The organism is Nocardiopsis sp. iso_237, from assembly GCF_056173345.1.
Genome location: NZ_CM149669.1, coordinates 2,534,830 through 2,558,582, shown reverse-complemented (window position 1 = coordinate 2,558,582; position 23,753 = coordinate 2,534,830). Strand labels below are relative to the sequence as shown.

The 23,753-nt window shown below is 65.2% G+C and carries 23 protein-coding genes; 1 reads left to right on the top strand and 22 read right to left on the bottom strand.

Translation table 11 applies throughout. From position 1 onward, the window contains the following. Window positions 1-55 precede the first annotated feature (55 nt). The 19 genes from AC0VYM_RS11760 to AC0VYM_RS11670 all read right to left on the bottom strand — a co-directional run bounded on the left by AC0VYM_RS11760 (window position 56) and on the right by AC0VYM_RS11670 (window position 19,269). Window positions 56-991 carry a hypothetical protein gene (locus AC0VYM_RS11760; protein WP_475462104.1) on the bottom strand — a complete coding sequence of 312 codons (936 nt, stop codon included), beginning with the start codon at window positions 989-991 and terminating at the stop codon, window positions 56-58. A 471-nt stretch (window positions 992-1,462) separates the two neighbouring features. Next, on the bottom strand, window positions 1,463-1,690 hold the full coding sequence (locus AC0VYM_RS11755; protein WP_475462103.1) for a hypothetical protein: 228 nt from the start codon (window positions 1,688-1,690) through the stop codon (window positions 1,463-1,465). Between the two features lie 278 nt (window positions 1,691-1,968). Next, window positions 1,969-2,127, bottom strand: coding sequence for a hypothetical protein (locus AC0VYM_RS11750; protein ID WP_475462101.1), 159 nt, complete (start codon window positions 2,125-2,127; stop codon window positions 1,969-1,971). Then, entirely contained in the window at window positions 2,124-2,699 is a 576-nt protein-coding gene (locus AC0VYM_RS11745; RefSeq protein WP_475462099.1) for a DUF4326 domain-containing protein, read from the bottom strand. The genes AC0VYM_RS11750 and AC0VYM_RS11745 overlap by 4 nt, the downstream gene beginning before the upstream one ends. Window positions 2,700-3,217: 518 nt before the next feature. Then, window positions 3,218-3,745: a hypothetical protein gene (locus AC0VYM_RS11740; protein ID WP_475462098.1), complete on the bottom strand. Its 528-nt coding sequence runs from the start codon at window positions 3,743-3,745 to the stop codon at window positions 3,218-3,220. 67 nt (window positions 3,746-3,812) lie between these two features. Beyond that, window positions 3,813-4,907 carry a DUF6545 domain-containing protein gene (locus AC0VYM_RS11735; protein WP_475462096.1) on the bottom strand — a complete coding sequence of 365 codons (1,095 nt, stop codon included), beginning with the start codon at window positions 4,905-4,907 and terminating at the stop codon, window positions 3,813-3,815. Then, a complete protein-coding gene (locus tag AC0VYM_RS11730) occupies window positions 4,907-5,320 on the bottom strand; it encodes a hypothetical protein (protein ID WP_475462094.1) in 414 nt (137 codons plus the stop codon). The genes AC0VYM_RS11735 and AC0VYM_RS11730 overlap by 1 nt, the downstream gene beginning before the upstream one ends. Next, window positions 5,302-5,739, bottom strand: coding sequence for a helix-turn-helix domain-containing protein (locus tag AC0VYM_RS11725; protein ID WP_475462093.1), 438 nt, complete (start codon window positions 5,737-5,739; stop codon window positions 5,302-5,304). The genes AC0VYM_RS11730 and AC0VYM_RS11725 overlap by 19 nt, the downstream gene beginning before the upstream one ends. 325 nt (window positions 5,740-6,064) lie before the next feature. Beyond that, window positions 6,065-6,631 (bottom strand): GNAT family N-acetyltransferase, encoded by a 567-nt coding sequence (locus AC0VYM_RS11720; protein WP_475462091.1) that lies wholly within the window; start codon window positions 6,629-6,631, stop codon window positions 6,065-6,067. 236 nt (window positions 6,632-6,867) lie between these two features. Further along, window positions 6,868-7,329, bottom strand: a complete 462-nt coding sequence (locus tag AC0VYM_RS11715; protein ID WP_475462090.1) for a hypothetical protein — start codon at window positions 7,327-7,329, stop codon at window positions 6,868-6,870. Between the two features lie 104 nt (window positions 7,330-7,433). Further along, a complete protein-coding gene (locus AC0VYM_RS11710) occupies window positions 7,434-7,910 on the bottom strand; it encodes a hypothetical protein (protein WP_475462088.1) in 477 nt (158 codons plus the stop codon). 57 nt (window positions 7,911-7,967) lie between these two features. Continuing rightward, window positions 7,968-8,606 (bottom strand): hypothetical protein, encoded by a 639-nt coding sequence (locus AC0VYM_RS11705; protein ID WP_475462086.1) that lies wholly within the window; start codon window positions 8,604-8,606, stop codon window positions 7,968-7,970. Between the two features lie 165 nt (window positions 8,607-8,771). Then, complete coding sequence (locus tag AC0VYM_RS11700; protein ID WP_475462084.1) at window positions 8,772-8,954, bottom strand: hypothetical protein; 183 nt, start codon at window positions 8,952-8,954, stop codon at window positions 8,772-8,774. After that, window positions 8,948-9,688 (bottom strand): N-6 DNA methylase, encoded by a 741-nt coding sequence (locus tag AC0VYM_RS11695; protein ID WP_475462083.1) that lies wholly within the window; start codon window positions 9,686-9,688, stop codon window positions 8,948-8,950. The genes AC0VYM_RS11700 and AC0VYM_RS11695 overlap by 7 nt, the downstream gene beginning before the upstream one ends. Window positions 9,689-10,216: 528 nt before the next feature. Next, window positions 10,217-12,157 carry a hypothetical protein gene (locus AC0VYM_RS11690; protein ID WP_475462081.1) on the bottom strand — a complete coding sequence of 647 codons (1,941 nt, stop codon included), beginning with the start codon at window positions 12,155-12,157 and terminating at the stop codon, window positions 10,217-10,219. A 114-nt stretch (window positions 12,158-12,271) separates the two neighbouring features. Further along, entirely contained in the window at window positions 12,272-13,180 is a 909-nt protein-coding gene (locus AC0VYM_RS11685) for a hypothetical protein (protein ID WP_475462079.1), read from the bottom strand. Between the two features lie 121 nt (window positions 13,181-13,301). Beyond that, window positions 13,302-13,622 (bottom strand): PDDEXK family nuclease, encoded by a 321-nt coding sequence (locus AC0VYM_RS11680; protein WP_475462077.1) that lies wholly within the window; start codon window positions 13,620-13,622, stop codon window positions 13,302-13,304. Window positions 13,623-14,015: 393 nt separating this feature from the next. Beyond that, window positions 14,016-17,309, bottom strand: coding sequence for a hypothetical protein (locus AC0VYM_RS11675; protein ID WP_475462076.1), 3,294 nt, complete (start codon window positions 17,307-17,309; stop codon window positions 14,016-14,018). Window positions 17,310-17,424: 115 nt separating this feature from the next. Beyond that, window positions 17,425-19,269 carry a DNA primase family protein gene (locus AC0VYM_RS11670; RefSeq protein ID WP_475462074.1) on the bottom strand — a complete coding sequence of 615 codons (1,845 nt, stop codon included), beginning with the start codon at window positions 19,267-19,269 and terminating at the stop codon, window positions 17,425-17,427. A gap of 145 nt (window positions 19,270-19,414) precedes the next feature. Here AC0VYM_RS11670 and AC0VYM_RS11665 point away from each other — a divergent pair, with 145 nt between their 5' ends. Next, window positions 19,415-19,552, top strand: a complete 138-nt coding sequence (locus AC0VYM_RS11665; protein ID WP_475462073.1) for a hypothetical protein — start codon at window positions 19,415-19,417, stop codon at window positions 19,550-19,552. Window positions 19,553-20,349: 797 nt separating this feature from the next. On the opposite strand, the gene AC0VYM_RS11660 is transcribed toward AC0VYM_RS11665, so the two are convergent. The 3 genes from AC0VYM_RS11660 to AC0VYM_RS11650 form a co-directional block, all read right to left on the bottom strand. Further along, complete coding sequence (locus tag AC0VYM_RS11660; RefSeq protein ID WP_475462071.1) at window positions 20,350-20,757, bottom strand: hypothetical protein; 408 nt, start codon at window positions 20,755-20,757, stop codon at window positions 20,350-20,352. Window positions 20,758-20,950: 193 nt separating this feature from the next. After that, the gene (locus AC0VYM_RS11655) at window positions 20,951-21,721 is read right to left on the bottom strand and encodes a lysostaphin resistance A-like protein (protein WP_475462070.1); all 771 of its coding nucleotides are present in this window, start codon (window positions 21,719-21,721) and stop codon (window positions 20,951-20,953) included. Window positions 21,722-21,737: 16 nt separating this feature from the next. Then, window positions 21,738-23,663, bottom strand: coding sequence for a DHH family phosphoesterase (locus AC0VYM_RS11650; RefSeq protein ID WP_475462068.1), 1,926 nt, complete (start codon window positions 23,661-23,663; stop codon window positions 21,738-21,740). Window positions 23,664-23,753 lie beyond the last annotated feature (90 nt).

Genomic DNA, 23,753 nt, shown 5'->3' with positions numbered 1-23,753 from the left:
ACCCCGCGCTGGCGCACAGAGCGGGGTCTCGGCGATCGGTCACGAGCGCGTCCGCTCAGCCGTTGTAGGCGATCCCGGCCTGGGGCTGGGACTGCTGCGGGGCCCAGGGGCTGCTCGGGTCCGAAGTCCCGAAGGCCGAGGCCACGTCCTTGACCGCCTCGTTTTCGGCGCGCAGCCTGGCATTCTCGGCCTCGATGCGGACGAGCTTCTGCTCGGCGCTCTCCTCGGCCTGGAGCGGGACGGGCTGCGCCTGCTGGGCGACGGGGGCCGGAGCCATCTGCTGCGCCGACCGAGTTGACTCGGCCGGGGCCTGCTGGACCTGACCGGCTGGCTGAGGAACCGGAAAGGACAGGCCGGAGGCTTCGTCGACCTGGGTGCCCACAGGCTCGACCCCACCAACAGGGGTGGCTTCGTTGGACGGCACAGCCTGCATCGGCTGAGCCAAAGTGATGCCGCGGGCCTTCAGCTGGGACTCGTCGACGCCGCCGGGGGTGTAGTAGCGAGGGGCCTCGTTGACGAGCACGTGGGTCAGTCCCAGACCGCGGTTCTCCTGCCCCCGGGCCTTGTACACCTCGAGGACGAGGGTGACGTCGAGCCCGTGGGCGAGCTCCTGGCCGCTGAAGTCCTGGACGAAGCCACCCTCACCGGGGACGCCGATGCTGGGCAGGTTGTTGCCCTTGGAATCGATCGAGTAGCTGAGGCCGTCCTCGGGCTTCATCTTGGAGGTGTAGCAGCGCTCGGCGACGTACTGCTCCTCGAGAGTCGGGTTGTCGGGGTCGGCATAGATGACCTGGACTCCGCCGCTGATGGTGGCGGTGGTGTACGGGCTGGTGAGGTCGTACTTCATTCCGGCCTGGCGGCGGCGGGCGTTGGCCTGCGCGAGTTCTTTGCCCTCGATGCGGCGCGTGAGCCGGGCGAAGGCGAGCTTGCCCCGGATGGTGACGACGGAGCCCTCGGTGAGCTGGTCGGCGCGGACGGTGTTGTTGGCCATGTTCGATTCACTTTCTGCTGGTTAGCCAGTGGTCAGGCGCGCGACGAATCAAATGATTATTTGATGCTTATTAGATTCATCTATCATATCAAGATTCGCCCGTGTATGAGTGGATGCGGGAATGGCCAACCTGATCGCGGTCGTGCGATCCGGTCGGCCGATGAATGAGACGGATCCGGTTGCGGGACTGCGCGGCTTCAGTGCAGCGCTCAGGGGCAGGGGGTTGGCGGATAGTCTCCGCCCCACCGCGCTAGACCCGCATCCCCCGGAGTAGAGGCTCCGTACTCATCGCCCCATCCGGCTCGTCCTGGCACGGGTGTGAGGAGAGGCGACAGCGCACGAAACCGGGATCACGTTCGGCTTCCTCCGGCGTTTGCGCCCGACCGGGCGGAGGTGGTGTGGACACTCGGTGCTCGCGGTCGGGGCACTGGCACGGCACCCGGGATCTCCGGGCATGACGAAGGAGAGGGTTCAGAAGAAGCGCAGGCGCTCCCGCTCCTGGCTCTGGGCGTTCTCGACGTAGACGCGGTCGCCCTCGGCCATGACGGACTCGAGGTAGGCGTACGCCTGAAGGGCGCGGTTGATGACGTCGGTCTGGGTGTCACCCGTGGCCGCGACGGCCTCCTCCATCGCCTTCGTGGAGCGCGCGGTGAGGTTGACGGTGACTCGCGCGGGGGACCCGGCGACCCTTCGTGACATGGCAGGACCTCGTTCTCTGGCTTGACTGCGGTGGTCTCGATCCGCGAGGAGCCGCGGGAAACACGAGCTCGGGGAGTGCCGGAGACACCGCGCGCGGGACGGCGCGGTCGGCACGGGGAAACGACGGGGCTCGCACGGAGGATCGAACGCCTCGACGCGGTGATCCCTCCGACAGCGGCACAGGCCGGAGCACTCCCATGAGCTGATCCCGGCCATCGACCTCTCCCCCAGCACTTCTGCGCCTTTGGTAAGGCTCAGGAAAGCATAACAGCCTGACATTAGATGCGTTCGAAGCATCTTTCATCATCACAACAAATGCCCAAGGGACCGTCGTAGGAGCGGCCGAGGGTGCCGTCGCCGATTTTGTAGACCCCGACTTCGCCGTGCCTGTAGGCGATGGTGAGCTCGATGAGCTCGGGGTCGAAGCCGCCGGTCATGATGTGAGGGTCTTCTTCTTGATGTCGGGGGCGCGCCGAACGTGGACGGCGTCCATGCGCACGGCGGAGCCGGAACGGGCGCGGATCCAGTTGCCGATGAAGGCGCAGGAGTTGCCGACCATCCAGCGCATGGGGTCGGTCGCCTCCAGGACAGTTCCTGCGGGGCCAGGGTCGGTGACCCGCAGGCAGAACCGGCGGAGCCGCCCCTCGTCGTCCCAGATCGTCACCCCCAGCCAATGACCGGGGGCGTCAACGGCTGGGTTGTGGTCGGGTCGGCAGGTCTTGAGGTGAGCCAGGGTGAGCAGCACTCCACCGTGGCAGTGACCGGTAGGGCAGGCACAGACCAGGTCGCGGCCAGCGAGCTGGCCGACGTGCTCGCGGATCCACCGCGCGCGCTTGTCCGGGGCGTGTAGGACCCACTTGTCGAACTGCTCGACGATGTCGTTGAGCGTGCCGTCGCGCCCGGCCCTGAACGGGGTCGCCCATGACGATCCGGGACCGATGTCAACGACGTTGGCGGGCCTGTCGCGGTCATTCATCCGCCAGAGTCGGCCTTGACGGGTGATGGTCATGGGGACCTCCTGGTCGATCACGGGATGCGGCGAACGGTCGGGGCTAGACCCAACAACTCGTCACCCGGGGCCGGCGTGAGTCGGTCCTGCTCCTGCGCGCCGAGATGGGCGACCCCTTTGACGGAGGGGCCTCCTGGAGCCACCGACCCAGGGGTCGGTGTCTACAGGGGGGGCAAGGGGAAAGCGGGCTCTCGCGGCGGCCGCGAGTTCGACCCGGGCCTGATGGGGGGAGGTCGGGGCGGTAGCCGCCCCAGGGTTCGTGCGGCATGTTCGGTTCGGTGAAGACCACGACGGCGGCGGCACGGGAGAACCCGAGGCTGGCCTCGATGTGGTCATAGGTGACCTCGTCGACAGAGAGGTCGATGACTCAGTGCTCCGCGCCCCCCTTAAGCCCGCTCTTGTCCCCCAGGTGGCGCTTCGTGGCCGAGCACTGGACGGAACCGGGCTTGCTCTAGGAATGATCGAGGGTGCGGGCACAGCGGCAATACTTCGTCGCTGGGCAGTGGGGCCAGAGCCCTCTAGGGGTCGCAGGTTCCCTGGTCCTGATCCGGGGACTCTGGAGAGCCGAGGACAAAGCCGCGGGCTTCACCGGCGTCGAGCATGTCGCTGAGGTGAGCGAGAACCATTGCCTTCTGAGTATCACGACGGTCGGTGACAGGGTCGTAGCCACGGAGGACGTCCATATCAACGACCCAGCCGTCCTCGGCGTCGGTGAGGTCAGCGAGTTCAGAACCGGCGCGCAAGTTCAGCCCGGTCACGAGGTGGTCGAACTCAGGCGTGAGGTCGAGGTGCTGATTCTCCTCGTCGGTGTACAGGACGTCGCTGCCCACTCGTTGCCCCTTGGCGTCGAAGGCCGTAAGGAAGACCCTGTCAGCGCGGGCGATGTTGTCGACGTGTACGGCAGCGACCGCTTCATCACCGAAGAAGTCCGTGATGGCGAGCCTCTCGAGCGTGCGGACCCGGCCGTGATGGCACAACAGGAGCCGATTGGCCTCGGCGAAGCCGGCGAACTCGTCTCCGTGGGGGATATGGGGGTGGGCTGTCATAACCCGAGGTTTTCACATCAGTAGAAACATTTCCACCCAGAACACAAATTATATTTAGGGGCAGCCCTTAAGCCGCGAGCCACTCTGAGCTTGAGTCGAGACTGTCACGAATGGCGCAGAGCTCGACGACGGCGTCTTTGAGCATCGGGTCGGCGAGCGGCACGAGGCACAGCATCGCCCGTGTCGAGGGCTTCACCGGCTCCGGCGGGACGGTCCCGGTGAGATGGATGAGGAGGGCGGCCGACAGCCGTGGATCCTCGGGATGCCTGGTGCGGATGGCGCTCAGGGCCTCATCCTCGTCGCCACGGATGAGAGCCAGGCCGTCGTTGGTCTCGATGGTCAGGCGGGTCAGTCTGGCTCGCGAGTCGACGTGGCGATCACCATACGAGGGCAGCACCACATCCGGGTGGAGCATGGTCACCTGCGCCCAGAGCGGGCTGACCACGTCGTCAGCCAGGCGTCCGAGGACTTCGTGACGCAGCCTGTCCAGCCCCTTGGGTATGCCGCCGAGGACGAGCCCGGCGAGCACGAGGACAACGGAAAGGAGGAACAGCCAACTCCTCACCTGGGTGTCGTTGTCGACTGCACGGTCGAAGAGGTGGACCCAGGAGAGGACGACAAAGGCGCAGACGACCACCATGCTGCCGCTGACGAGACCGAGGGCGAACCTGGCCACGATCGGGTGCCGGGAGGAAAACGCCACCCACGCGCAGGCATGGAGGGTGATAATCGCAGCGGCGGCCATCGTCACGAGGTAGAGGCCGTGGTAGACGATCGTCACGGCGTCTCCTCCGTGCTCGGGGAAGCCGTGGATGGCGATGTCGACCGGCTCTGAGAGAGCGAAGTAGAGGGTGATCTGGAGTAGGCCGGCGATTGCCGCGCAGACATAGACGGGCCAGGGCCCGCGCTTCGCCGGAGAAGTGTCGCGGAAGGAGAGGACAAGGAGAACCGCGACGAGCTGGAATCCGATGAGCAGAAGGCGCTTAATGAGGTCGGTGGCCAACCAGGCATCGAAGGTATCGATCTCCCGCAAAACGGTGGCAGCGAACAGCATCGCGCTACCGAAGCGCAGAAGCCAACTGCGTCGGCCCGGTCGGCGATGAATGAGGCTGACGACGAGGAAAAGACTGAATGTACAGGTAAGAACGATGAGCGAGGTCATTAACCCTTGTCGGCCCCGCCGAGGAAGTTGAGGATGTCGATCCTCTTGCGCCGCATCCCCACTCTCGCGAGCAGCTCCATGCCTGTAGCCTCGGCGCGGGCCTCTTTAGGATCGCCGAAGGTGGTGCGCGCACACACCGTGGGAGCGGTGGCAACGACATCGCGGTGAAGGATGTGGGCGTACTCGTGCATGACCGCCTGGAGTTGGTTGAGCGGTTGGAGGTCGTCGTCGAAGTAGACGTGAGCGACCTCGCCGACCACGACGACCAGGCCCGTGACCTGGGGGTGGCGCAGGTGCGGCGGAATCGGCTTGACCACGACTGTCAGCCCGTGCAGATCGCCGATGGCCCGCCCCAGGGACTCGATCGTGATCGGGTCGGGCCAGGCGATCAGACTCAGTGGGTCGGTGGCCATGGCGCCTCCTCTTCCCCCGTATCATCGTCGAGTTGCTCGCTGCGGCGTGCAATGTCGATGATCGAACTGATGGACGCGAGCGCCCCGTTGCTCAGCCCGTGCACTCTCAGAGCGATGCTGCGCTCGGCCTCGGTCAGCTTGGTCTCGACGACGCCGTTCGCTTCGTCACTATTGGCGTCGCTCTCGTCAACAAAATACGTCATTGGTACGTCGAAAGCGTCGGCGAGGGCACGCAGGTGCTGAACACGTGGATTGGTGGCCTGGCCCGAGCGCAGCTGCTGTAGGTAGCTCAACGACATCGTGGCGATGCCTCGGCGCTTCATCCTGTCGACCACCTCCTGGAGGGTAACTGGTCGCCCTTTGTCACCAGCGGTGTCGGCGAACAACTTCTCGAGTCTGTGCGCGAGGGTCAGGGGCACGATGTTTCCTTCTCCGTCGAATGCGCGGGACCGCGCGCTGCATCGGAGGACACAGCGAAGAGCGCCCATGCTACTGGAAAGAATTCCATAGGGATAGAAGGGCGACTGGCGCGCGGCCATGCTGAGACGGTTACAGCCCTGTGCGCCAGTCGCCTCACTCCTGGCATAGGACCCTACTGGTGGGCGGTGCGCTGGGAGGCCGGGGCGATCTCCTGGCAGCGACAGTCCAGGGTGTCTGGGGCAGCGCGTGGCGGCGAGCATGGGAACGTGGGTGGCTACCTCCACAGAGGAAAATGACAAGAGCGGCAGGGATGAGGCGGCGGGTTTATCGTCGTCGGGCGCGGGAGCGCTGGATCGAGGCCTGGTCGACAGTGGGAGCGCAGTAGGCGCGCAGCAGGCGCGCAGGTACACCCAGGTAGCGGTACCGGTCCACGGCCGCAGCGATGTCGTCGGGCGCCAGCTGGTGTTGCCCGGCGCCTGCTGTCTCCTCTCGGGGGGTCATGGGCAAGACGAGTTCGTCCAGGGGCGGCGGCGGGTCGCACACCCGCTGGGCCAGCAGGTCACCTAGGACCGTGCGGCGACCCGAGATCCGCAAGGGGCGTCCGCCGGTAGTCATGGTGTGCAGGTTGCGCGCTGTTCTCCACAGCGCGGACGCCACCCCCCGGCGGCGCATCGTCGGTTTCACGTAGATCTGGCTGGACTCCCCGCTGGCCTGGTGCCAGCGGATCGCGCCGATCTGCTCATCGACGACCTGACGTGCGGCGGCCGTGGTCATCGTCATCACGATCCCGGCCCCGGGGCGGCCCTGTTCGTCGCAGACCAGTGCGAGCAGTTCATGGGCTTGGTCGGGCCCGGTACCGGTGGCGGGGATGTGCACGAAGTACAGGTCCATGACGGGGCCCTCCTTCCTTTGGCGAACAGGTGGGGTCACCATGGGGCCTGGGTGCGCTCGTCCAGTCAGACTGCGGCCGGGGTGAACAGGGGGTCGATGGGGGTGGGGACGTAGCGCGCTCGACCACGCCCGGGGACAGGTCACTGAAGGGGACCTTCTCGAAGAGGGACTGCCCGTCGTGGCTGATGCCAATGGCTAGGCGTTCGAAGACGGTGTCCAAGCACGTGAGATGGCTTTCAGTCGAAGTAGGGCGCGAAGCCCTCATCGCTGAGGTCGATGTCGACCCGGCGGTCACCGTCGACAATGGTGAACACGCAGATCTCGTCAACGCTGGGCTGGAGCGGGCCGCCGCGGAAGAACTTCTGCCAGACGGCGATCGCGGCCTCGATCGGCGACTTGCCGTCCTGATTGATGGCCCAGGTCACGAGGTACTCGACCGGGCAGGGATGCGGTTCGGTGGGATCGAGGGGCAGATACCCCCCATTGGGCGGATTCGGCTGCGGACCGAAGACTGCGGACCAGACGTTGCGGGCGAACTGCTCGAGATCGCCCTCGATCGTCACGACCTCGTCGTAACTGAGGACGAGAATCTCGTCGTCACGTTCGCCTTTGTACTGGCCGCCGGTCTCCTCGGCGAACCCGGCTTCAGTGGTCTTCGAAACGGTGGGATTGTGGACGGCATCGATGCGGAGAGACACAGCTGATTCCTTCGTGGAGTGAGCGAGAGGGCCGGGGCGCAGTCGAAGAGCCATGGGAACAGCGCCGTGTCGATGGACTGCACCCCTGGCGCTCTATGGGTTGATCAACCGCGCAACATGGCGCCACTGCGCTCGAGATCCCCTTCGGTGTACGTGAGCATTTCGTCAGTGCCGGGGTGGGCCATCACGTAGTGGTAGGAGGCCTCGCCCGCGGTCATCTTCCAGCCAGCTTCGCTGAGGGCTTCTATCAGCGATTCCTCTCCCCCAGATCCGGCGAAGAACGCCTGGTCGATAGAGAAACGGCGGACGAAGTTGCGGTTGAACTCGGCGATGATGGCGTCGTAGCACTCGTCGAGGAGCACTGCGCGGACCTGGTCGAAGGTGGATACCCTCCGGTCGCGGATGCGAGCGAGCTGATGTTCGATCTGGGCCCAGAAACCCTTTGGCACCGACGGGCACCGGTGGTCATGGCCGGAGCCGAGGCAGGTCCGGCAGCGGTCAATGGGCTCCTCGCGGGTCCTGGGGGCGTCGGCGGCCCACCCGGGGCGACCGAAGCAGTCCAGACATGTTGGTTTGGACATAAGAGGGGTCTCCTTCGAAGAATCATTGGGTCGGTCGCCAGGTCTGACCCGCGACTGTCATCGGGGACGGGAACCGCAACTAGCGTCGAAAGCGTCGTAGCCGATGTCTGAGGCGAAGGCCACGTGCCTGCGGAAGTTGACTCGATAGGTCTGGGCTACGTCGGGCATGATCACGTCCTGGCCGACCAGCCAGCCCTCATCAGCTCTGCAGGGGACGGCGGTAGAGGCCATAGAGCCCAGACCGTCGTCGACCTCCAGCCAGTAGCGCAGGCCGCCGTGGTCGATCTCGTCAAGCTGGTGCGGGGTACCCTCGAGCTCAACCAGCTCGGTGCGGCCGTTGAACTCAGTGGCGGCTTCGTTCTCCTCGCCGTGGTCCCACTGGGCCAAGTGCTCGGCAACAGCTTCGGGTGAGCCCCCGCGGTCCTTGGCAGCTTCGACGGCGTCTTCGTAGTACTGGCCCTCCATGAAGGCGATGCAGACCAGCGGGTCGGAGGTCAGCTGGTCGATCGCGGCCCGGCGCACGTTGTCGTAGGCCTCCCAGAAGGAGTCGTCGACGACGGCACGGATGGCGTCGTCGATCTGGGCATCGCTGAACGCGGCGATACGCTCGGCCTGGGTGGGAGTGAGGTCGTGAGCGTAAGGTACTTTGGCCAACTCGGTGCGGACGGACTCAGGGCCGCCCAGGACGATAGGCATTTCGTTTCTCCTCAAGTGGAGCAGTGAATGAGTAGGAACAGCGAAGCCCGCCACTGGAGCGCGGATTGTTCGCTGGGATGCGCTCGAACGAGAGTCGAGGGGATCGGAACGCCCGGCGGCCCGCTCCCATCGACTCTGACCCGCGCCCGCCGTCAGGCGGGCCCGTCACATCTCACCGCGCTCATCAGGGTCTTCACCGTCGTCGAATCCGGAGACGATCTCGTTGATAGCGTCAGGTATCGAGGAATTGACGATCGCTGAAGCGAGCCGGTCAAGGTCGTCACCGCTGAGCGGGCGATCAGCCCACTCCTCAAGTTGCCATCGTGTGAGAGTGATGCTCTTTACCATTTCTCTTCCTCAGTCGCCAATGTTGGGTCGGTATCCTCACTGACGCCGGGGACAGACCGGCGTTGCAGCCTCGAGCCCCATCCGCCAAGGAGGTGGGCCGGAGTCCGCCATGTGCCGAAGACCTCGCGTGTGAGGGTGTCCTGGTGGCGGATGATCGCCGGGACGCCGAGCAGCGTCAGGTGGATGTAGATCATGTGGACGGCCTGCGGGGAGAGGTCCTCGGCCGTGACGTGCAGCTGGGTCTGGTGGTCGAGCCCGTGCGCGCCCATCTCCTCGGCCACCGCGACGACGAACGCACCGGCCCCGCAGGCGGGTTCGTAAAACTCGGCGAACCCGTGGATGGCCACCTGGTCGACGATGTCGTCGATGGTCATCCTGGCCATGAGCCGAGCGACGTCGCCCGGTGTGTAGACCTGGCCCAGACGGTCGTTACCGAGCTCGAGCTCCATGTAGAGGCGTCCGAGGACGTCGCCGGGCTCGACCTCCATCGCCAGCGCGGTCAACGCCAGGGCGCGGGCGAAGCGATCCAGCTCCTCTCGCGAGTACCGGTGGGCGATGGCGAGGTACCGCGCTTCCCGTTCGTCGCGCCGGCGGATCTCGGCGGCGTTGCGCAGCGTCAGGGCAGCCGTCTCGACGAAGTTGTCGAAGACCTCGGGGAGGCGGCGGGGTCCGGCGTTGGCACGCAGCAGCTGAGCGATTTCTCTGCGGTGGGCTGCGGCTGTGGTCCTGGTCATGGGGTGGGCATCCTGTTCTGGGTCGAAGCGCGAAAGACCCGGCCGCTGGTGAGCAGCCGGGTCTTCGAACGCGCGGATATGAGGTTCTGGAGTGGTGCCCACGTGGCAGATCGACCCTGGGCAGCGGTGCAAAGCGTTCGGCCCGCTCACCCGTGCGCGTGAACGCCAACCAGTCACGTGAACTCTCAGCGTTCTGCCGTGAGACGGCCGAGGTCACGAGCCCCGGCGTCAGCGTGTCGCCGACGAGTCCGATCCCGAGTCCATCGGCGCTTAGGGCATCGGGGAGGCCGCTGCACTGGCAGTCAGCTAGCGAGACAACTCCTCAGGCCGTGGAACTACCCCGACCAGCACGGACACTCTTCGTGATCGTGATCAGCCATCGCCGACGGTGCAGAGAACCTTTGAGCGGCGACGTCAGCGACCTGCTCGACATCTCCTCGCGTCCAGATCAGGGCCGTCGTGCGACGTGCGAGCCACAGCCCCCTGGGCAACGTCGAGGCCGCTGTGTCGGCCGAGCCGATACCCCGCTCATTCGGGGGCGAGGGCGCGGATGTCGTCGGCGAGCTCGTCGCAGAGAGCGGCGAGCTTCGGGTCACCGCGGCGCTGCATCGACACCGCGTCGAGCAAGGCGTCCTGGGTATTCCTCTTCTCCTCCAGGACACCGGGCATCCGATCGTCATGAGTGTCTCTGGTCAGCAGCCGGTAGATGATCACCGGTCGCGTCTGCCCGGGGCGGTCGAGACGCTTGTTCGTCTGTAAGTAGTGCTCGAGGCTGAACGGGACGGTGTACCAGATGAGGGTGTGGCCGCCGTCCTGCAGATTGAGCCCATGGCCGGCTGATGCCGGGTGGACGAGCATCACCGCGACCTGACCGGCGTTCCACCGGCGGATCATCGTTCGCGAGCCGTCGAACTCCTCAGCGGCAATGCCAGCCTTGGTCAGCCTGGCCAGCAGCTGCTCCTTGTCGGAGCGGAAGTGGTAGGCCAGCAGCACCGGAGAGCCGCCGTTGTTGCGTATGAGGTACTCGGCCATCTCGGCCTTGGCGGTGTGAATGACCTCGTAACGGCCCTTGGTCGACAGATCGTCCGGGTCAGCGGTGTAGAGCGTGCCTGAGGCGAACTGCAGAAGCTTCGAGGTCAGCGCGGCCTCGTTCTGAGCCACGACCGTGGTCACCAGAGACGCGTGATTGGCGTCGAGGAAGTGCTGCAAGTGGCCTTGATACGTGTCCTCGTGGCGCTCGCCCGTCAACCCCGACAACTCGGCGCGGATCGCCTGGGCATCGGGGGCAGTCGTGGCCAGCCACTGGTCGAAGTCCTCGCGCGCGAGGGGTACCAGGTTCTGGCTGACGATGTCGAGGACGAGCTCGCGCTTGAAGGACCGGTAGTCATCCATCAGGTCCGGCGCGAGCCGAACCGTGACGTCCTCGATCATGCGACCGGGTAGGTCGAGCCCGGTATTCTCCGCGCTCATCACCAGATGCCCGATGGCCCAGTGGATCTCGTCCTCGGCACCGGGATTGGGCATCCACTTGGCCGGGGTGTTCGTGCCAGGGACCATCTTCGGGGTGAACCAGCGGTCGCGGAAGGCGGTGATGTTATGCCCAAGGGCCTCGCCTCCGTCGAGGAGGTACATCTGCGACCACAGGCCCTCGAGCCCGTTGGCCGCAGGCGTACCCGTGAGCTCGATGAAGCGGTCGACGGCGGGGCGGACGGCCTTGAGCGCCTGGAACCGCCTTGAGGAATGAGACTTGAACCCCTGCGACTCGTCGATGATCACGGTGCGGAACGGCCAGGTGGGCTCGGGCTCGTCAAGCAGCATCTGATCGACGAGGCCGAAGCGGCACTGACGACAACCTTTGGCCGAGCAGGAGCGGCACTCCACGGTCTCTCGCACCAGGCGGGAGGTCTTGACCAGCTCCGTGATCCAGGCGGCGACACGGGCCTTGGCCGGTGGCTTCTCTCCGCGATCGGCGGCCTCGGTGATCACGGCTGCGATGAGTTCATCCTGCTTCAGCGGGCCCAGTGCCCGGCTCAGGTCGAGCACGATCTGCGCCTCGGATGAGACCGGCAGGGAGCTGGCTGTGTCGGGAGCGGCGACGAGCACTCGGAGCGAATGGGATGACTGGGTGAGCATCTCCTGGTTGATGAAGTACATCGATGGGGGATCAGTGGCAATCTCAGCGAAGCGGGCGAGCCGCTCGTCTTTGCTCAGCTTCCGATCGTTGGCGTCAACGATGAGTGAACGGGTACGAATAGGAATCTGCCACTTTTCGATCTCTTCGATCCAGGTCGACCGAGCGATCGCCACGGGCGCGATGACGAGGATGTGGCCGACCGGCCGGAGCTGCATGAGCGCTGCCAGGGTCGATAGCGTCTTGCCCCCACCCATGTCCACCCAGACACCGCAGTGCGGGCGGCTGGTGATGAAGTCAACCGTCTCCTGCTGGTGCGGCTTGAGCGCGATGGCCATAGTCGGCCTCCTTTCGTGGTGCGGTAAGTCCTTCGAACTCGTCGAGACGCCGATGCGGGCCACCCACGGCGCCTCGTCGCCCGAGCGTTGGCCCGCACACGAATCGATCGACCATTAGGCCTCGAAGGCCTCCTTTACCAGCGCCAGCCGGGCGGTGGTCTCACTGAGTTCTTTTTCGATCTCGGCACAGCGCTCCTCGGCAGCGACTGCACGGCGTTCCTGTCTCATCGCCTCGTCGGAGAGCGCTTTCTTCTCGGCCTCGAGGGCCTGCACGCGTGGGTCCTCGCCGAGGAGCGAGCGGATCTGGTCGAGGATCTCGGCGGAATCAGCGTCAGAGGAGAGGGCTTGTTGGACATCGGCCCTCGCCGTCTGATTCGGTTCGACCAGAGAGGGCACGTTGAGGCCGGCGCGCCGCAGCTTGCTCGGCGTCGCGCGGTACCGCCCGTCCTCGTCACGGCATCCGACGGCTAGCAGCCTGTTGCGCACGGTCTTGCCAGTCACCGAATTGGCCTCGGCGACGGCGGGCACGGAGTACACCACTTCCTCGGCTTCTACAGCGGGTGTCTCGACCGGCGTCGGAGCGGACTCGGGCAGCAGGGAGAACAACGTCGATCCGTCCGCGGCGGGCACGACTTCGACCTTGTCCCTGGGGCTCAGTCCTCCGCCGTGGGTGTCCATCCAGTTGGAGAAAGCCATGCCATAGCGATCGAGGGCGTCGACGACCGTGATCGGCGAGGTGGGTTCTGCTGGCGTGGGCAACACCTCTGCCTGGTTCACGTGGCCCTCGAGGAATCTCTTGAAATCGGCGGCGGCGTTCTGGGCCGAGCGGTTGAGGGAAACCGAGGTGGGCGGCACCGACATGGTCTGGCCGGCGCTGTTGTGCAGGATGGCGTGTCCCTTGGACGAGACGCGCCCGGTGCAGCCGACGTCCATCGCGGCGAGGACGAGTTCTGTGGCCCTTTGGTCAAAGGCCCTGAGGTCGCGGTGGGTGAGCCGGCCGAATTTGGTCCGCTTCTTCGACATCAGAGCCCGCCCTCCTTGTGAGCGGCGATGGTGCACGCGGTGGAGGGGTATTTGGTCAGGGGGAGCCGTACCACAGGTGAGGGGGTTGTCATGCGGGTGTTGATCCTTCGAATCTGGGTGGTCAGTCGACTGCCAATTCGGTGACGAGGGCATCGACGGCGGGCCGGTCATCGACGACGTAGACGACCGCACCGGCGTGGAGCATCTTGGCCCTGATCGCCCGTTGGAGGCGGCGAAGGTGTCCGCCAGGGCGCTTGACCTCCACGAAGACCGTGGCCTGTGGAGTGATGACAACGCGGTCGGGTACTCCCGCTCTGCCGGGACTCGTGAACTTCCAGCAAAGGAAGCCGGCGGCTCGGCAGGCATGGAGCAGGTAGGTCTCGATCTCGTTCTCGGCGGTGCGGGTGTCGTTGGTCGGCACTGCATGGTCCGCGATGGCCATGGGTTCCTCCTTCGTCGTCGCGCCTACCTGGGGACGGGCGTGGCTCAGGCCGGGCTTCGAGGCGCCACTCTCTCCTCGTCGTGGGTGAGCGGTTCGTACCTGCGCAGCAACTCCAGGAGGACGTGCAGAACCTTCGAGCGGCCGAGGACAGCCTTCTTCACAGTGGTTCACGAGGCGTTGGGGTTGCCTGCCCATACAGGCAGCATGGAATGGGACATGGTCGATCCTTTCAGCAATGACCTCTTGACCCGAGAAACACCTTCCAATCTCTCGATTGTGTGATGATTACATGGAGAGAAGATTCGTGGCAATGCCTATGTCGATGACCAGGGCGGATTCCGTCAGCGACGTTGAATCGCTGACGGGGCCTGGGCAACCGCGCGGGTGGGGGTCCTAGGTGGCGTTCTTCCAGTTCTTCGAGAACGTCGCATCGAGCATCCCCAGATACACTTCAAGGTCGAGCGAGGCCATAAGGTCGTCGAGCTCGTCCACGCTGAGAGTCCGCAGATCGTCGTTGCACACGGTCATCGACCACGAGGGGTCGATGCCGTTGATGCGCTGGGCGACGACGTCGCGGTCTTCGGGGATGAGCGTGAGCCCGTCGGACATGCTCTGTTCCAAGCGGTCAGCGGCCCAGCCGTGGGCGCGCAGGATACCCAGGGCCTCCTTTTCCCGTCGGATGGGAGCTTCTCCCAGATCATGACGCCGATCCTTCGAATCGACGCCCACGACTCTTGCCCTGGCTGACAGCAGACTCTTGGCTCCGGAGGTGCCGTGCTTGACGGCGTAGACCCGATTGACCATCTGCAGGGCTTGCGGATTGACTAGGGCCGGTTCTTCGTCGGCGGCGTCTCCGTCACCCAGATCGAGCGGGTCGACGGCGAAGGGGTAGGTGATCGAACCGCGTGAGGCGGTGATGATGTTCTGGAAGAGCATCAGGGTCTTCACCTGGTTCCCGTGGCTGATGGCCTCCTGGAGGATCCTGCGCCCCAGCTCGGGGTCGAAGGGATCCGCCAGGGCTCGCTCTCCCCTGGCGGCGACCGTCTGCAGGTAGCGGGCGAGAGCGAAGTCGGTCACTGCGGGATGAGCGAGCTTCTTTGCGGGGGTGGGACCGGCGTGGCAGGCCAGTGTCCCTCCGCTCGCGGCGTCGATCTCCCAGTCGGCGACCGAGAGGCGACCGACAGCGCGACCGCTGTGGCTCTTCAGGACTGCTCCCTCGACCACGTTGGCGTGGGCATCCGCGGGCGATTTCTCCTTCTCTGGCTCGACGAGCTCGAGGCGATTGTTCGAGTCCTTGCTGATGAGGAACATCGGCTCGGGCTCGATCTCGATGCCGATCGCGGCTTGCTGCTCGGCGAGCACTTTGTTGTTGACCTCGGCGTCGAAGGTCCCTGGCACGCCGGAGGTGTCGACGACTGAGTAGAGGCCGTCGGTGTTGGTCGAGATGATCCGCGCCCCGGCCAGCGTCTGGGCTTGGCCGATCCGCCAGGAGAAGAGCTGGCCGATGATGCGCATCGAGATGATGGTGTTGTTCATCCGGATCGGCGAGTTCCCGAAGGTCGTGTCCCCGGCACCGGAGGCCGAGTTAAGGATGAGCTTCGTCCCGTTGCGCAGGGTATTCAGCCGCGTCTTCTCCTCCGGGCTGGTACCCGGGGCCTTCATCTGCTTCCCATAGCGCTCCTTGTCGAAGAAGATCTTGGCGTAGCGGTCCTCACCGAGGTCCGGGTTCCAGAACGCCCTCATGTTGCGCAGGAGGTTCGGGTAGTAGGAGCTGAAGTCCTCGTGGATGACGTGGCCGGCCGAGGTCCGGGTGTACTTGGAGTCGAGCCGGGTCGAGTGGTCGCCGGGACTCTTCTTGTTCTCGACGAACAGGCCCGGCGGCCTGGCCGCGGGGACGTCGCGGTAGGTCGCCCCCGACAGCGTCTGCTTGGCCAGCACGGTCTTGCCGAGAAGCATCTCCCCGGTGGGTAGGACGACGTCGAGCTCCTCAGCTTTAGGCCGCTGGGTGGCCAGCAGCTTCTTGAGGTCGGCGACCTGCTCCTGGGCGCGGGTCAGCTGCTCGTTCTGGACGGCGTCGCCCTTCTTCGGCTTGCGCCACTTGCTGCCGCTGACAACCAGCGACTTGGTCACATGGGAACCGTCGGGCAGCGTCAACAGTTCTTGCTGGCGCTTGGCCTCGGCGCGGAAGTCGAGCGGGTCGGGAAAGGCCGACCGCGCGCGCAGAAGCATGTTCCACGCCTCGGCGTGGGCGAGCTTGTCGGCGGCGAAGGCCCTCATGTCCGCCTCGGCCCCGTGGATACCACCGGTGGAGAAAGTGGCGAAACACGAGGTCGGCCTGCCAGCGGCGTCGAAGTAGGGCAGGTTGTTCGGCAGCTTCGGGATCTCCTTGAGGACCTTGGCCTCGCGGTCTCCGTGGACCCTGCGGTACTCGTCGGAGTCGTTGAAGTTCTCGCCCTCGATCGACCGGTAGTAGGCAACGACGTCCATGAACTGCCGGTGGGCTTTGGCCTGGTCGGGATTCGTCGACCGATCGGGGGCGACCTCGCCCTCGAAGAAGCGCTGGCACTGGGCGAGCACGTCGACCTGGTCGATGCCCTGCTCATCGGCCACCGACTTCGCCGGGTACTTGAAGGACACCGTGGGAATGTCCTGGAGCTTGCCGTAGGGCGAGAGGATGAGGCCAACGAACTTCGCCGAGGTCGAGTCGATAGTCAGCCGATTGCGGCGGACCCGGGCCGGGTCGATCGCTGGCTTGCCGGTGCGACAGTCCTTCTCGTAGACGGTCTCCGGGTACTCGGCGAGCAGGCCGACCTTGAGGTCGAACGTCGAGGAGTAGGTCGGTTCCTTGAACAGCTGGGCCAGGCCCAGGCAGTCCGAGACATTGTAGGCCAGCAGCTCGTAGAGGTCGTCGAGCTCGGTCAGCGTCGTGTTGTGGGACAGCCGGTCGGACTCCTTGATCTGGCGGCCGAGAAGTCCGAGCAATCCTTTGAGCGGAACCTTCCACTGCAGCTCGTTGAGGCGGGCGACGTCGATGTGGCGACCGGAGTGGAGCATCGCCTGACGGATCCTCGCGGGCGTGGAGTCCCAGCCCAGGTACCTGGGCATGTACTCGATGATGTCGTCGCTGAAGAGTCGGTCGTTGTGCGCGCGCATTTCGGCGGCCGTGGTCGGACGGAAAACGTCGCACTCGGGGGCCTGGAAAGCCTCGTGCAGATAGAGGGCGAGCATCGTCGTGTCGTAGTTCGTCGAGTTGTACCCGGCGAGGAACGGATGGACTGCGGGGTCATACTCGGCGTCGGTGTCGCACACCGGGCGCAGACCCGCCGGGTAAGACGATGGCTCGGCCGGGTCGTTGACCTGGCCTGCGTCGGAGAGACCGACGATCTTGGCGAGCCGGACGTTGCTGGCCTCGGCCCGTAGGTCGAAGAAGGTCACTGCGGTTGAGGGAAAGGCAGGCAGGCCCGGGTTGGCTGCGAAGAGCCGTTGACCGAGGGCCTGGTGGTGGATCGCGTCTGCGAGGTTGGTGCCGTCACCCGCGTCGTCGACGAGGTAGAAGACCTCGACGCTGCCCGTGCCATCGGGATATGGCGTGTAGGCGACGAGGCTGAAGACATTGGCCAGCGACTCGATGTCGTAGAAGGTGAACAGCGATTGCTCAGCGGTGTTGGGCGTCCTCTCGGTGGTCATGAGGGGTGTGCCTTTCTTCTCGGTGCGGCTCCGAGGCCGGTTCTACGTAGGCCCGGTTTAGAGCCGGTGTGCGGAGCGCGCGGGCGTGGCCTCCGAGCGCTCACGGGGTCCCGGCTCAGCCCTGAGCGTCCTGGTCACCGGCGACGGTCTGGCGAAGGAGCCCGCGGTAGTTGGGCTTGAGCAGGGGGCGGGAGGCCTTGGTCGGGTCCGTGCCGATGTAGCCAGGCTGCTTCCAGGCTTTGAGATCGAACTCGGCGATGAGGGTCTCCGGCTCGCTCATCAGGCCGGTGTCGGGCTTGCCCGGGCGGATCTTGCGGTTCTTGTCCGGGCAGTGCCACTCGGTGTCCGAGCGCACGATCGCCACCAAGTCGGTGACGAACTGCTGCCTCGAGACCGGTGAGCCCGATGGCGAGACCGAGACGAACCACACCTTGTACAGGTCGTAGAGGAACGTGAACGGCAGCAGGTCCCAGGCGAAGCGCTCCCTGAACTCCTCCCAGAACGCCCTCACCGGGTCGTTGGCCTCCTTGTACTCGGCGAGGACGACCTTGGTCGCTGGCGGCTCGGCCAGTTCGTAGTAGCTGCCAGGGACGTCGACGCTGCCGGGGGTCTTGTACTCGGAGGTACCGGCGATGTTGAGGACGTGCCAGAGCGCGTACTCGAGGACTTCCTTCCGCTGGAGGAAGTCGTCCTTGATGTGGCGCTTCTCGACGCCGGTGAAGGACTTCATGAAGGGGACGAACAGCTGCCGACGGTAAAACGACTCGGATTTGTCCTTCACGCGCGGGAATTCATTCAGACACTGGACCATGAAGCCGAAGAACTGGTATGCGATCGGCATCCGGTACTTCCGGTCGATCTGGATGACGTCGCCGGTGACGACTGCCTTGAGGTTGGCGGCCTTGTCAATGAAGGTCCCGACGTCGTTTTCGTCAACGATGATCGCGTTGGCTCGCACCAGTGGCTCGAGGGCGAAGTTCTTGCCGAAGTCGGCCAGCGGGATCGAGGTGTGCGAGCGCGGTCCGCACAGGTTGCGCATGAGCGCGCAGAGTGTGCCCTTGCCGTTGTTGCCCTGTTCCGAGTAGAACCACGCGGTCTTGTTCCACCGCACGTGCGGGCGGATGATCGCGCCGACGATCTCCCACAGCAGGTCTGCCACGCCCTCGTCATCTGTGAGCTCGGCGACCCAGGACACGATGTCCCAACTCGAGCCGTCGAGGGGGTCAGTGAAAGCCGGATTTGTCGCGTCGGCGACGTAGTCGACGTGGCACTTAGCCAGGAAGACCAGGGCAGGGTCGAAAGGGTGGAGAGCCTTGGGCTCGAAGGCGAAGCTCTCGCCGCCGATGGTGGCCAGGGTGGGCTCGCTGCCGTAGTGAAAGACGCCGTTGCCGACGGCGATGAGGTCGCGGTGCAGGCACTGGGTCGTCCGGGGCGCGTCCTCCTTGAGCACGGCCATGACCTCCTTGAAGTCGTTGAGGGTCAGGCTGGCGTGGTAGCGGCGGGCCTTCATCCGGATGTCGTCCTCGCTGACCGTGTAGGTCCCGCGGCCTGGACCCGAGGACTGGTACATCGCCAACAGGTCGTACTCCCGGTCGGTGTCCTTGTCGGAGGGGGTGATGCGTTTGAGGTGGTGAAGGCGCAGGAGGGCCTGGGCGATCTGCCAGGGGGTCAGGTGCTTGGCCACGGGTAGCTTCATGGCCTGAATCTTGGTCTTGGTGTTCTCGCCGATGACGACATTGTTGACGATGGCCAGCAGCTGCTGCTCCAAGGCTGCTGGCCTGGGTGGTCGGTCAAGGTCGAGATCCGCGAGGTAGGCCTCAGTGACGAAGCTGATCACCTGGTTGAACGGGGCGATGGCCTGGGTGCCCGCGAAGTGGGCCTTGATCGTGTCGAGGGTGGACTCGACGTCGTGAACCGCGTTGTCGGCTGATGCAGATGCGCTCTGGTCAGGAGTCGTCATGAGGTTGTCTCCCTGGCGGGCGAGACCTACCGGCGATGGCGTGGGAAGCCGATGAGTCTCGTGATCGAATGGAACGCAATGCCGACACTATGCCATCAAAATCATCTTCTTCAACGCATTGAATGATGGGGGGGATGGCCAGTGGATGCTCGAGCTGCGGCGCGCCGAGCACCAGCCGGAACTGATCCACCCCCACGAGAAGCCCCTGGGAGCCGAGGCCGGACGCGGATGCCCGGACGCGAGCGGTGGCTTCTCGTGCATCACCAGCCCGGAGGCGGCGTGAGCCGCCTGCAACAGGTCAGAAGGGCGCGACGGAGATCTCTCGGCGAGGAATCGGCGACAGGGGCACCGAGAGGGGGGTACCCCCTGGGGGTTCAGAAACCTTGTACCAGACCACGGTGCATCCGTTTACCCAGGTCAGAAGGAGGGCGCGAGGGGGTTCTGTACCACGCGTACCATTTCTTGTCTTTGATGTGGTACATCCGGTTGCCCAGGCCAAGGATCTTTATATACCCTCTGTACCACTTGTACCACATGATTAACATAAAGTAATACGCGTGAGACCCCCCCGAATCTCCACCGACCCGATGCCGACACACCCTTATAAGAGAGTGAGAAAAGTCTGGCGCACGTGGTACAACATGCTGAATCCCGACCTCGACCTGCACGAACGGATGTACCGCGGCGACAATTCGGTGTGGTACATACCCCCCAGAGAGCTCCTTCGAAAGAAACGTTTGACCAGGCCAGAGCATGAATGATGGATGTACCAGAGGAAGTGGTACATGCCGAGTGCATGAATGTACGATCAACCCATCATCCAAGCCGGAGCGATGCGCATGATCTATGATTTTCGGGGCCAGTCGAGTAATCACACGGGGGAATTGGTACTCTGTTAGAGTTGAGATTGAGTGAAGGGGGTTGTTCAGCCCTCACATCCGTGTGGTTGTCACACAGGAACGCAAAACGGAAAGAGGCCGGAGGTCTTCCCTGTGGGAAGGGGACCTCCGGCCTCTTCGTGCCCCTGGGGACTGCGGGCGCTGGATCTCAGTACGGGGCGAAGTCCGTGGGGTTGAAGCCTTACAGGGGCACATCGTCCCGGGAAAATCCCGCTCTGGGAGATACGGCCTGGAAAGATAGGTCGGTCTCGACGGCGTAGACAATCTTGTAGGTGACCGCGTAGTTGCGACTGACCGGGATGTGACCCGTAGAACGCTGGACGCTGATCTTTCGGAAGCCGGTTTCGAATTCGAGGCGATTGAGCGTCCGAGCCAAGCCATTCTTACCTCGGCGCACGGCTTCTTCGGGGCTCTTGGCGTAGAAGTTCAGCACGGCGTAGTGCGTGTACCCGCGGTCGAGAGTGAGGGCATCGACGTCTTCACCGCCGATACTGGTGTCCATGCTCACGTAGGCGCGACCGATCGCGGATGCGCTGGGGCACAGCAGCTTGCCGTCCGTGTCGTACTCACAGGGTCCGATGACAGCCATGATGGTCCTCTCCTTTCTGCACGAGTATGACTGATGACCAACTTTCAGTCACCCACCCGCTGACCGGATGACCCGGTCATCCCGGTCCGACCGAGTCCCCGAGCAGCCTGGCGCGCGAGTGCGCCAAGCACAGAGACTCGGTCATCACCGAGAGTAGAGAGGAGGTAGAACTTGTCTTGGATGCCGACCGCCCTCAGGCAGAACGGCTGCGGGCGAGACCGGCGAGCACGAGCCCAAAGGCCAAACCCAGCGGCATCACAGCCAGCGGATGGGCCAGGACCCCCAGCCAGGACGGCGGTACGAGAGCCGCGGCGAGGTTGAAGCCGATGTGGACCAGGACGACGGGGACGAGCCCGTGGGTACGCTCGTAGACGATCGCTAAGAGCGCTGCCAGGGGCAGGACTGAGGCGATCTGGACGATGTTGGCGTGCATGATTGCGAAGGCCGCGGCCTGGATGGCCACGGCGACGACGATCGCCACTCGCCTGCGCAGCAACGGGTAGAGCACTCCCCGGAAGAGGGCCTCCTCGCTGAGCGGGGAGACGAACAGGGCGAGGATGATCGCCATCGCGCCGGCGGAGTGCCGGGAGACGGCTTGGGCCTCGAAGCCCGGAGAGCCGTAGCCGAGGTAGAGCCACAGCCCCATCGCCTGGCCGGCCAGGAAAGCCAGCAGCCCGGCACCGGCTACTCGTGCCCAGAACCGGACGGCTCCGCTCCTGCTCCGCGGCAGGTCTGGAGCTGGCTCGTACGCGAACCAGGTCAGGCGTCTCCAGCGCAGGAGGCCGATGATGAGCGTGACCACCGCGCCGAAGACCACTGTCGCAGTGATCGGGTCAGCCACGAGCCGAGCGGCGGCGAGCCCGAGGCCGATGTAGGCACCGACGACGAGGGCGGGGACAGCCAGGCACCAAAGGAGCGCCCCCGCCCGGGGCGGGGAGTCTGCGGGATTCGACGCTGTGGCCATGGCCAGGCCTGCCCCTTCATGCCAGCTGCTCGTCGACGACAAGTTGGACCCGGGTTTCTCCCGCGAATTCGTTGAGCTGCAGCTTGGCGAGGAACCGAAGAGGCTCCGTGTCCGGGTCCTGCTGGGCATCGCGGATCCTGGCCGAGAGAGCTTCGGCGTGCTCGTCCGCGGCGTTCCACCACAGGCAGACCAAGCCGTCGCGGGTGATCACCCGCAGGTGCTTCTTGCACCGGAAGCACACCCACCAGCCGCGCTCGCCCTCAACCCCATTGCCCGGGGTGCGCTCGTGGTAGCAGTCGGTGTCGGAGCCGATGCGGTCGAGGCGCAGGTCGGCCGGGGGCAGCACGACCTCGACCCGCGGTTCAGCGAAGGCGTGGCCGAAGGGTTTGAGGGACTCAATACGCTCGACGAGCTCAATGAGCGGGGTCATGTCGGTCAGAGGGGCATCGGCCTCGGCGGTGGTGCCCAGGACGAGGTCGCCGGGCGAGGCTGCGGTGTCGAGCCGGAGCCTCGCCAGCCGAGTCTCGTCGGACAGCACCTGGGCCAGCTGTGTGAGCCGGTCGGCGCGCTCGACCTTGACACCACAGGCCTGCCGGTGGCCGATGGCCGACAGGCCCTTGTGCGGCTCGAGACTGGAGATGATGTCGAACCACTCTGGGGCCCGGCCGGAGCCGGAGACGAACTCGTCGGGACGCGCGGGCCGGGTGACGACAACGGCCGGGTGGCCAGTGCGCTGCATCATTTGGTTGGCCAGCAGTCCGTACATGCCCGCCGGGGCCGAGGAGAAGTAGACCCAGGGGATCAGTGGCTGGTCGGCACCGAGGATCTCCTCGGTGTAGGTTGCGGTGAGCTCCTTGCGGTGCTCGTTGCCCTTGATGACTGCCCGCGCCGCGTCGAGTTTGGCCTCGGGCGTCGGGGCGGTGAAGACCTCGAAGCAGGTGACCAGCGGGGCCTCGATACGCCGCGGCGAGTTCATCGCCGGTGCCAGGTAGAAGCCGTAGAGCCCCTCGTCGATCGAGTCGACCTCGCGGATCTTGCCCGCCTGGGTGAAGGCCTTGAGTAGCAGTGCGAAGCCTTCGAAGGCCGAGAGGAAGACCGGGTGGTGGTCGTCTGCACGCAGCAACTGCAGCAGGACGGCCCGATCAACGTCGATCCTCTCCAGATCGGGGTCAAGGCCGCCGAACCGGTTGGGGATCGTCTTCGGGGGCGAAACCCACAGCAGCCGGGCCAGTGAAAGCGAGTCGCGCACGAGGCCACGGTTCTCATACAGCAACGGCATCACGTCGGAGACGGTGCCGAGGCCAGCGAAGAGCCGCAGCAGACGGACCTCCCACAGCTTGTCGGGACGGTGGGCGGCGGCATGAGCTTCGATTACCTGGTAGAGCACATGGGCCCCGCAGATGCCCTTGAGCGCGTAGGTCTCATCGATACGGCAAGGGTCGACGGTGACGTCGGCGCTCGATCCGGGCGGGAGCTCGGCGTGGTGGTCGGTCACCAGCGTCGTCCACCCCAGCGTCCTGGCCGCTGCGATGCCCTCGTGGGAGTTCACTCCCCCGTCGCAGGTGAGTAGCACCCGCGTATCGGGCCAGGTCGCGTGGATCTCGGCGATGTCCTCCGGGCTCAGGTCGTGACCGCGACGGTAGTCGGGCAGATGCAGTTCAACTTCGAAGCCGAGCTCGGAGAGTCCCGCATAGCCGAGGACGCCGGAGGCGATGCCGTCCATGTCGAAGTCGGGCGCGATGACGACCTTCGCCCCCAAGGCCCGGGCGTCCTCGAGCACGGCGACCATCGTCTCGATGTCCTTGAGGGCGGCGTGCTCGTCGGACTGGATGGCCGTGAGGTACTCGTCGGTCCAGCCCCGGCGGGCGCAGATCGTGGCGAAGAGGCCCTGGCCGGTGACACCGTCGAGGTCGTCGATATCGATGGTGGGGGTATAGGTCATGGCGAAGGCCTTTCGGATCCGGGGGTCTTTCACGCGCGGATCACGAGTCGGTGCGCATGATTCGATGGTGTGATTCTAGCAGCGCACAGC

Excerpts from the sequence above, each read along its gene's own strand:
- AC0VYM_RS11760 (WP_475462104.1), bottom strand. The coding sequence starts at position 991 with ATGGCCAACAACACCGTCCGCGCCGACCAGCTCACCGAGGGCTCCGTC.
- AC0VYM_RS11755 (WP_475462103.1), bottom strand. The coding sequence starts at position 1,690 with ATGTCACGAAGGGTCGCCGGGTCCCCCGCGCGAGTCACCGTCAACCTC.
- AC0VYM_RS11750 (WP_475462101.1), bottom strand. The coding sequence starts at position 2,127 with ATGACCGGCGGCTTCGACCCCGAGCTCATCGAGCTCACCATCGCCTAC.
- AC0VYM_RS11745 (WP_475462099.1), bottom strand. The coding sequence starts at position 2,699 with ATGACCATCACCCGTCAAGGCCGACTCTGGCGGATGAATGACCGCGAC.
- AC0VYM_RS11740 (WP_475462098.1), bottom strand. The coding sequence starts at position 3,745 with ATGACAGCCCACCCCCATATCCCCCACGGAGACGAGTTCGCCGGCTTC.
- AC0VYM_RS11735 (WP_475462096.1), bottom strand. The coding sequence starts at position 4,907 with ATGACCTCGCTCATCGTTCTTACCTGTACATTCAGTCTTTTCCTCGTC.
- AC0VYM_RS11730 (WP_475462094.1), bottom strand. The coding sequence starts at position 5,320 with ATGGCCACCGACCCACTGAGTCTGATCGCCTGGCCCGACCCGATCACG.
- AC0VYM_RS11720 (WP_475462091.1), bottom strand. The coding sequence starts at position 6,631 with ATGGACCTGTACTTCGTGCACATCCCCGCCACCGGTACCGGGCCCGAC.
- AC0VYM_RS11710 (WP_475462088.1), bottom strand. The coding sequence starts at position 7,910 with ATGTCCAAACCAACATGTCTGGACTGCTTCGGTCGCCCCGGGTGGGCC.
- AC0VYM_RS11705 (WP_475462086.1), bottom strand. The coding sequence starts at position 8,606 with ATGCCTATCGTCCTGGGCGGCCCTGAGTCCGTCCGCACCGAGTTGGCC.
- AC0VYM_RS11700 (WP_475462084.1), bottom strand. The coding sequence starts at position 8,954 with ATGGTAAAGAGCATCACTCTCACACGATGGCAACTTGAGGAGTGGGCT.
- AC0VYM_RS11695 (WP_475462083.1), bottom strand. The coding sequence starts at position 9,688 with ATGACCAGGACCACAGCCGCAGCCCACCGCAGAGAAATCGCTCAGCTG.
- AC0VYM_RS11690 (WP_475462081.1), bottom strand. The coding sequence starts at position 12,157 with ATGGCCATCGCGCTCAAGCCGCACCAGCAGGAGACGGTTGACTTCATC.
- AC0VYM_RS11685 (WP_475462079.1), bottom strand. The coding sequence starts at position 13,180 with ATGTCGAAGAAGCGGACCAAATTCGGCCGGCTCACCCACCGCGACCTC.
- AC0VYM_RS11680 (WP_475462077.1), bottom strand. The coding sequence starts at position 13,622 with ATGGCCATCGCGGACCATGCAGTGCCGACCAACGACACCCGCACCGCC.
- AC0VYM_RS11675 (WP_475462076.1), bottom strand. The coding sequence starts at position 17,309 with ATGACCACCGAGAGGACGCCCAACACCGCTGAGCAATCGCTGTTCACC.
- AC0VYM_RS11670 (WP_475462074.1), bottom strand. The coding sequence starts at position 19,269 with ATGACGACTCCTGACCAGAGCGCATCTGCATCAGCCGACAACGCGGTT.
- AC0VYM_RS11665 (WP_475462073.1), top strand. The coding sequence starts at position 19,415 with ATGCTCGAGCTGCGGCGCGCCGAGCACCAGCCGGAACTGATCCACCCC.
- AC0VYM_RS11660 (WP_475462071.1), bottom strand. The coding sequence starts at position 20,757 with ATGGCTGTCATCGGACCCTGTGAGTACGACACGGACGGCAAGCTGCTG.
- AC0VYM_RS11655 (WP_475462070.1), bottom strand. The coding sequence starts at position 21,721 with ATGGCCACAGCGTCGAATCCCGCAGACTCCCCGCCCCGGGCGGGGGCG.
- AC0VYM_RS11650 (WP_475462068.1), bottom strand. The coding sequence starts at position 23,663 with ATGACCTATACCCCCACCATCGATATCGACGACCTCGACGGTGTCACC.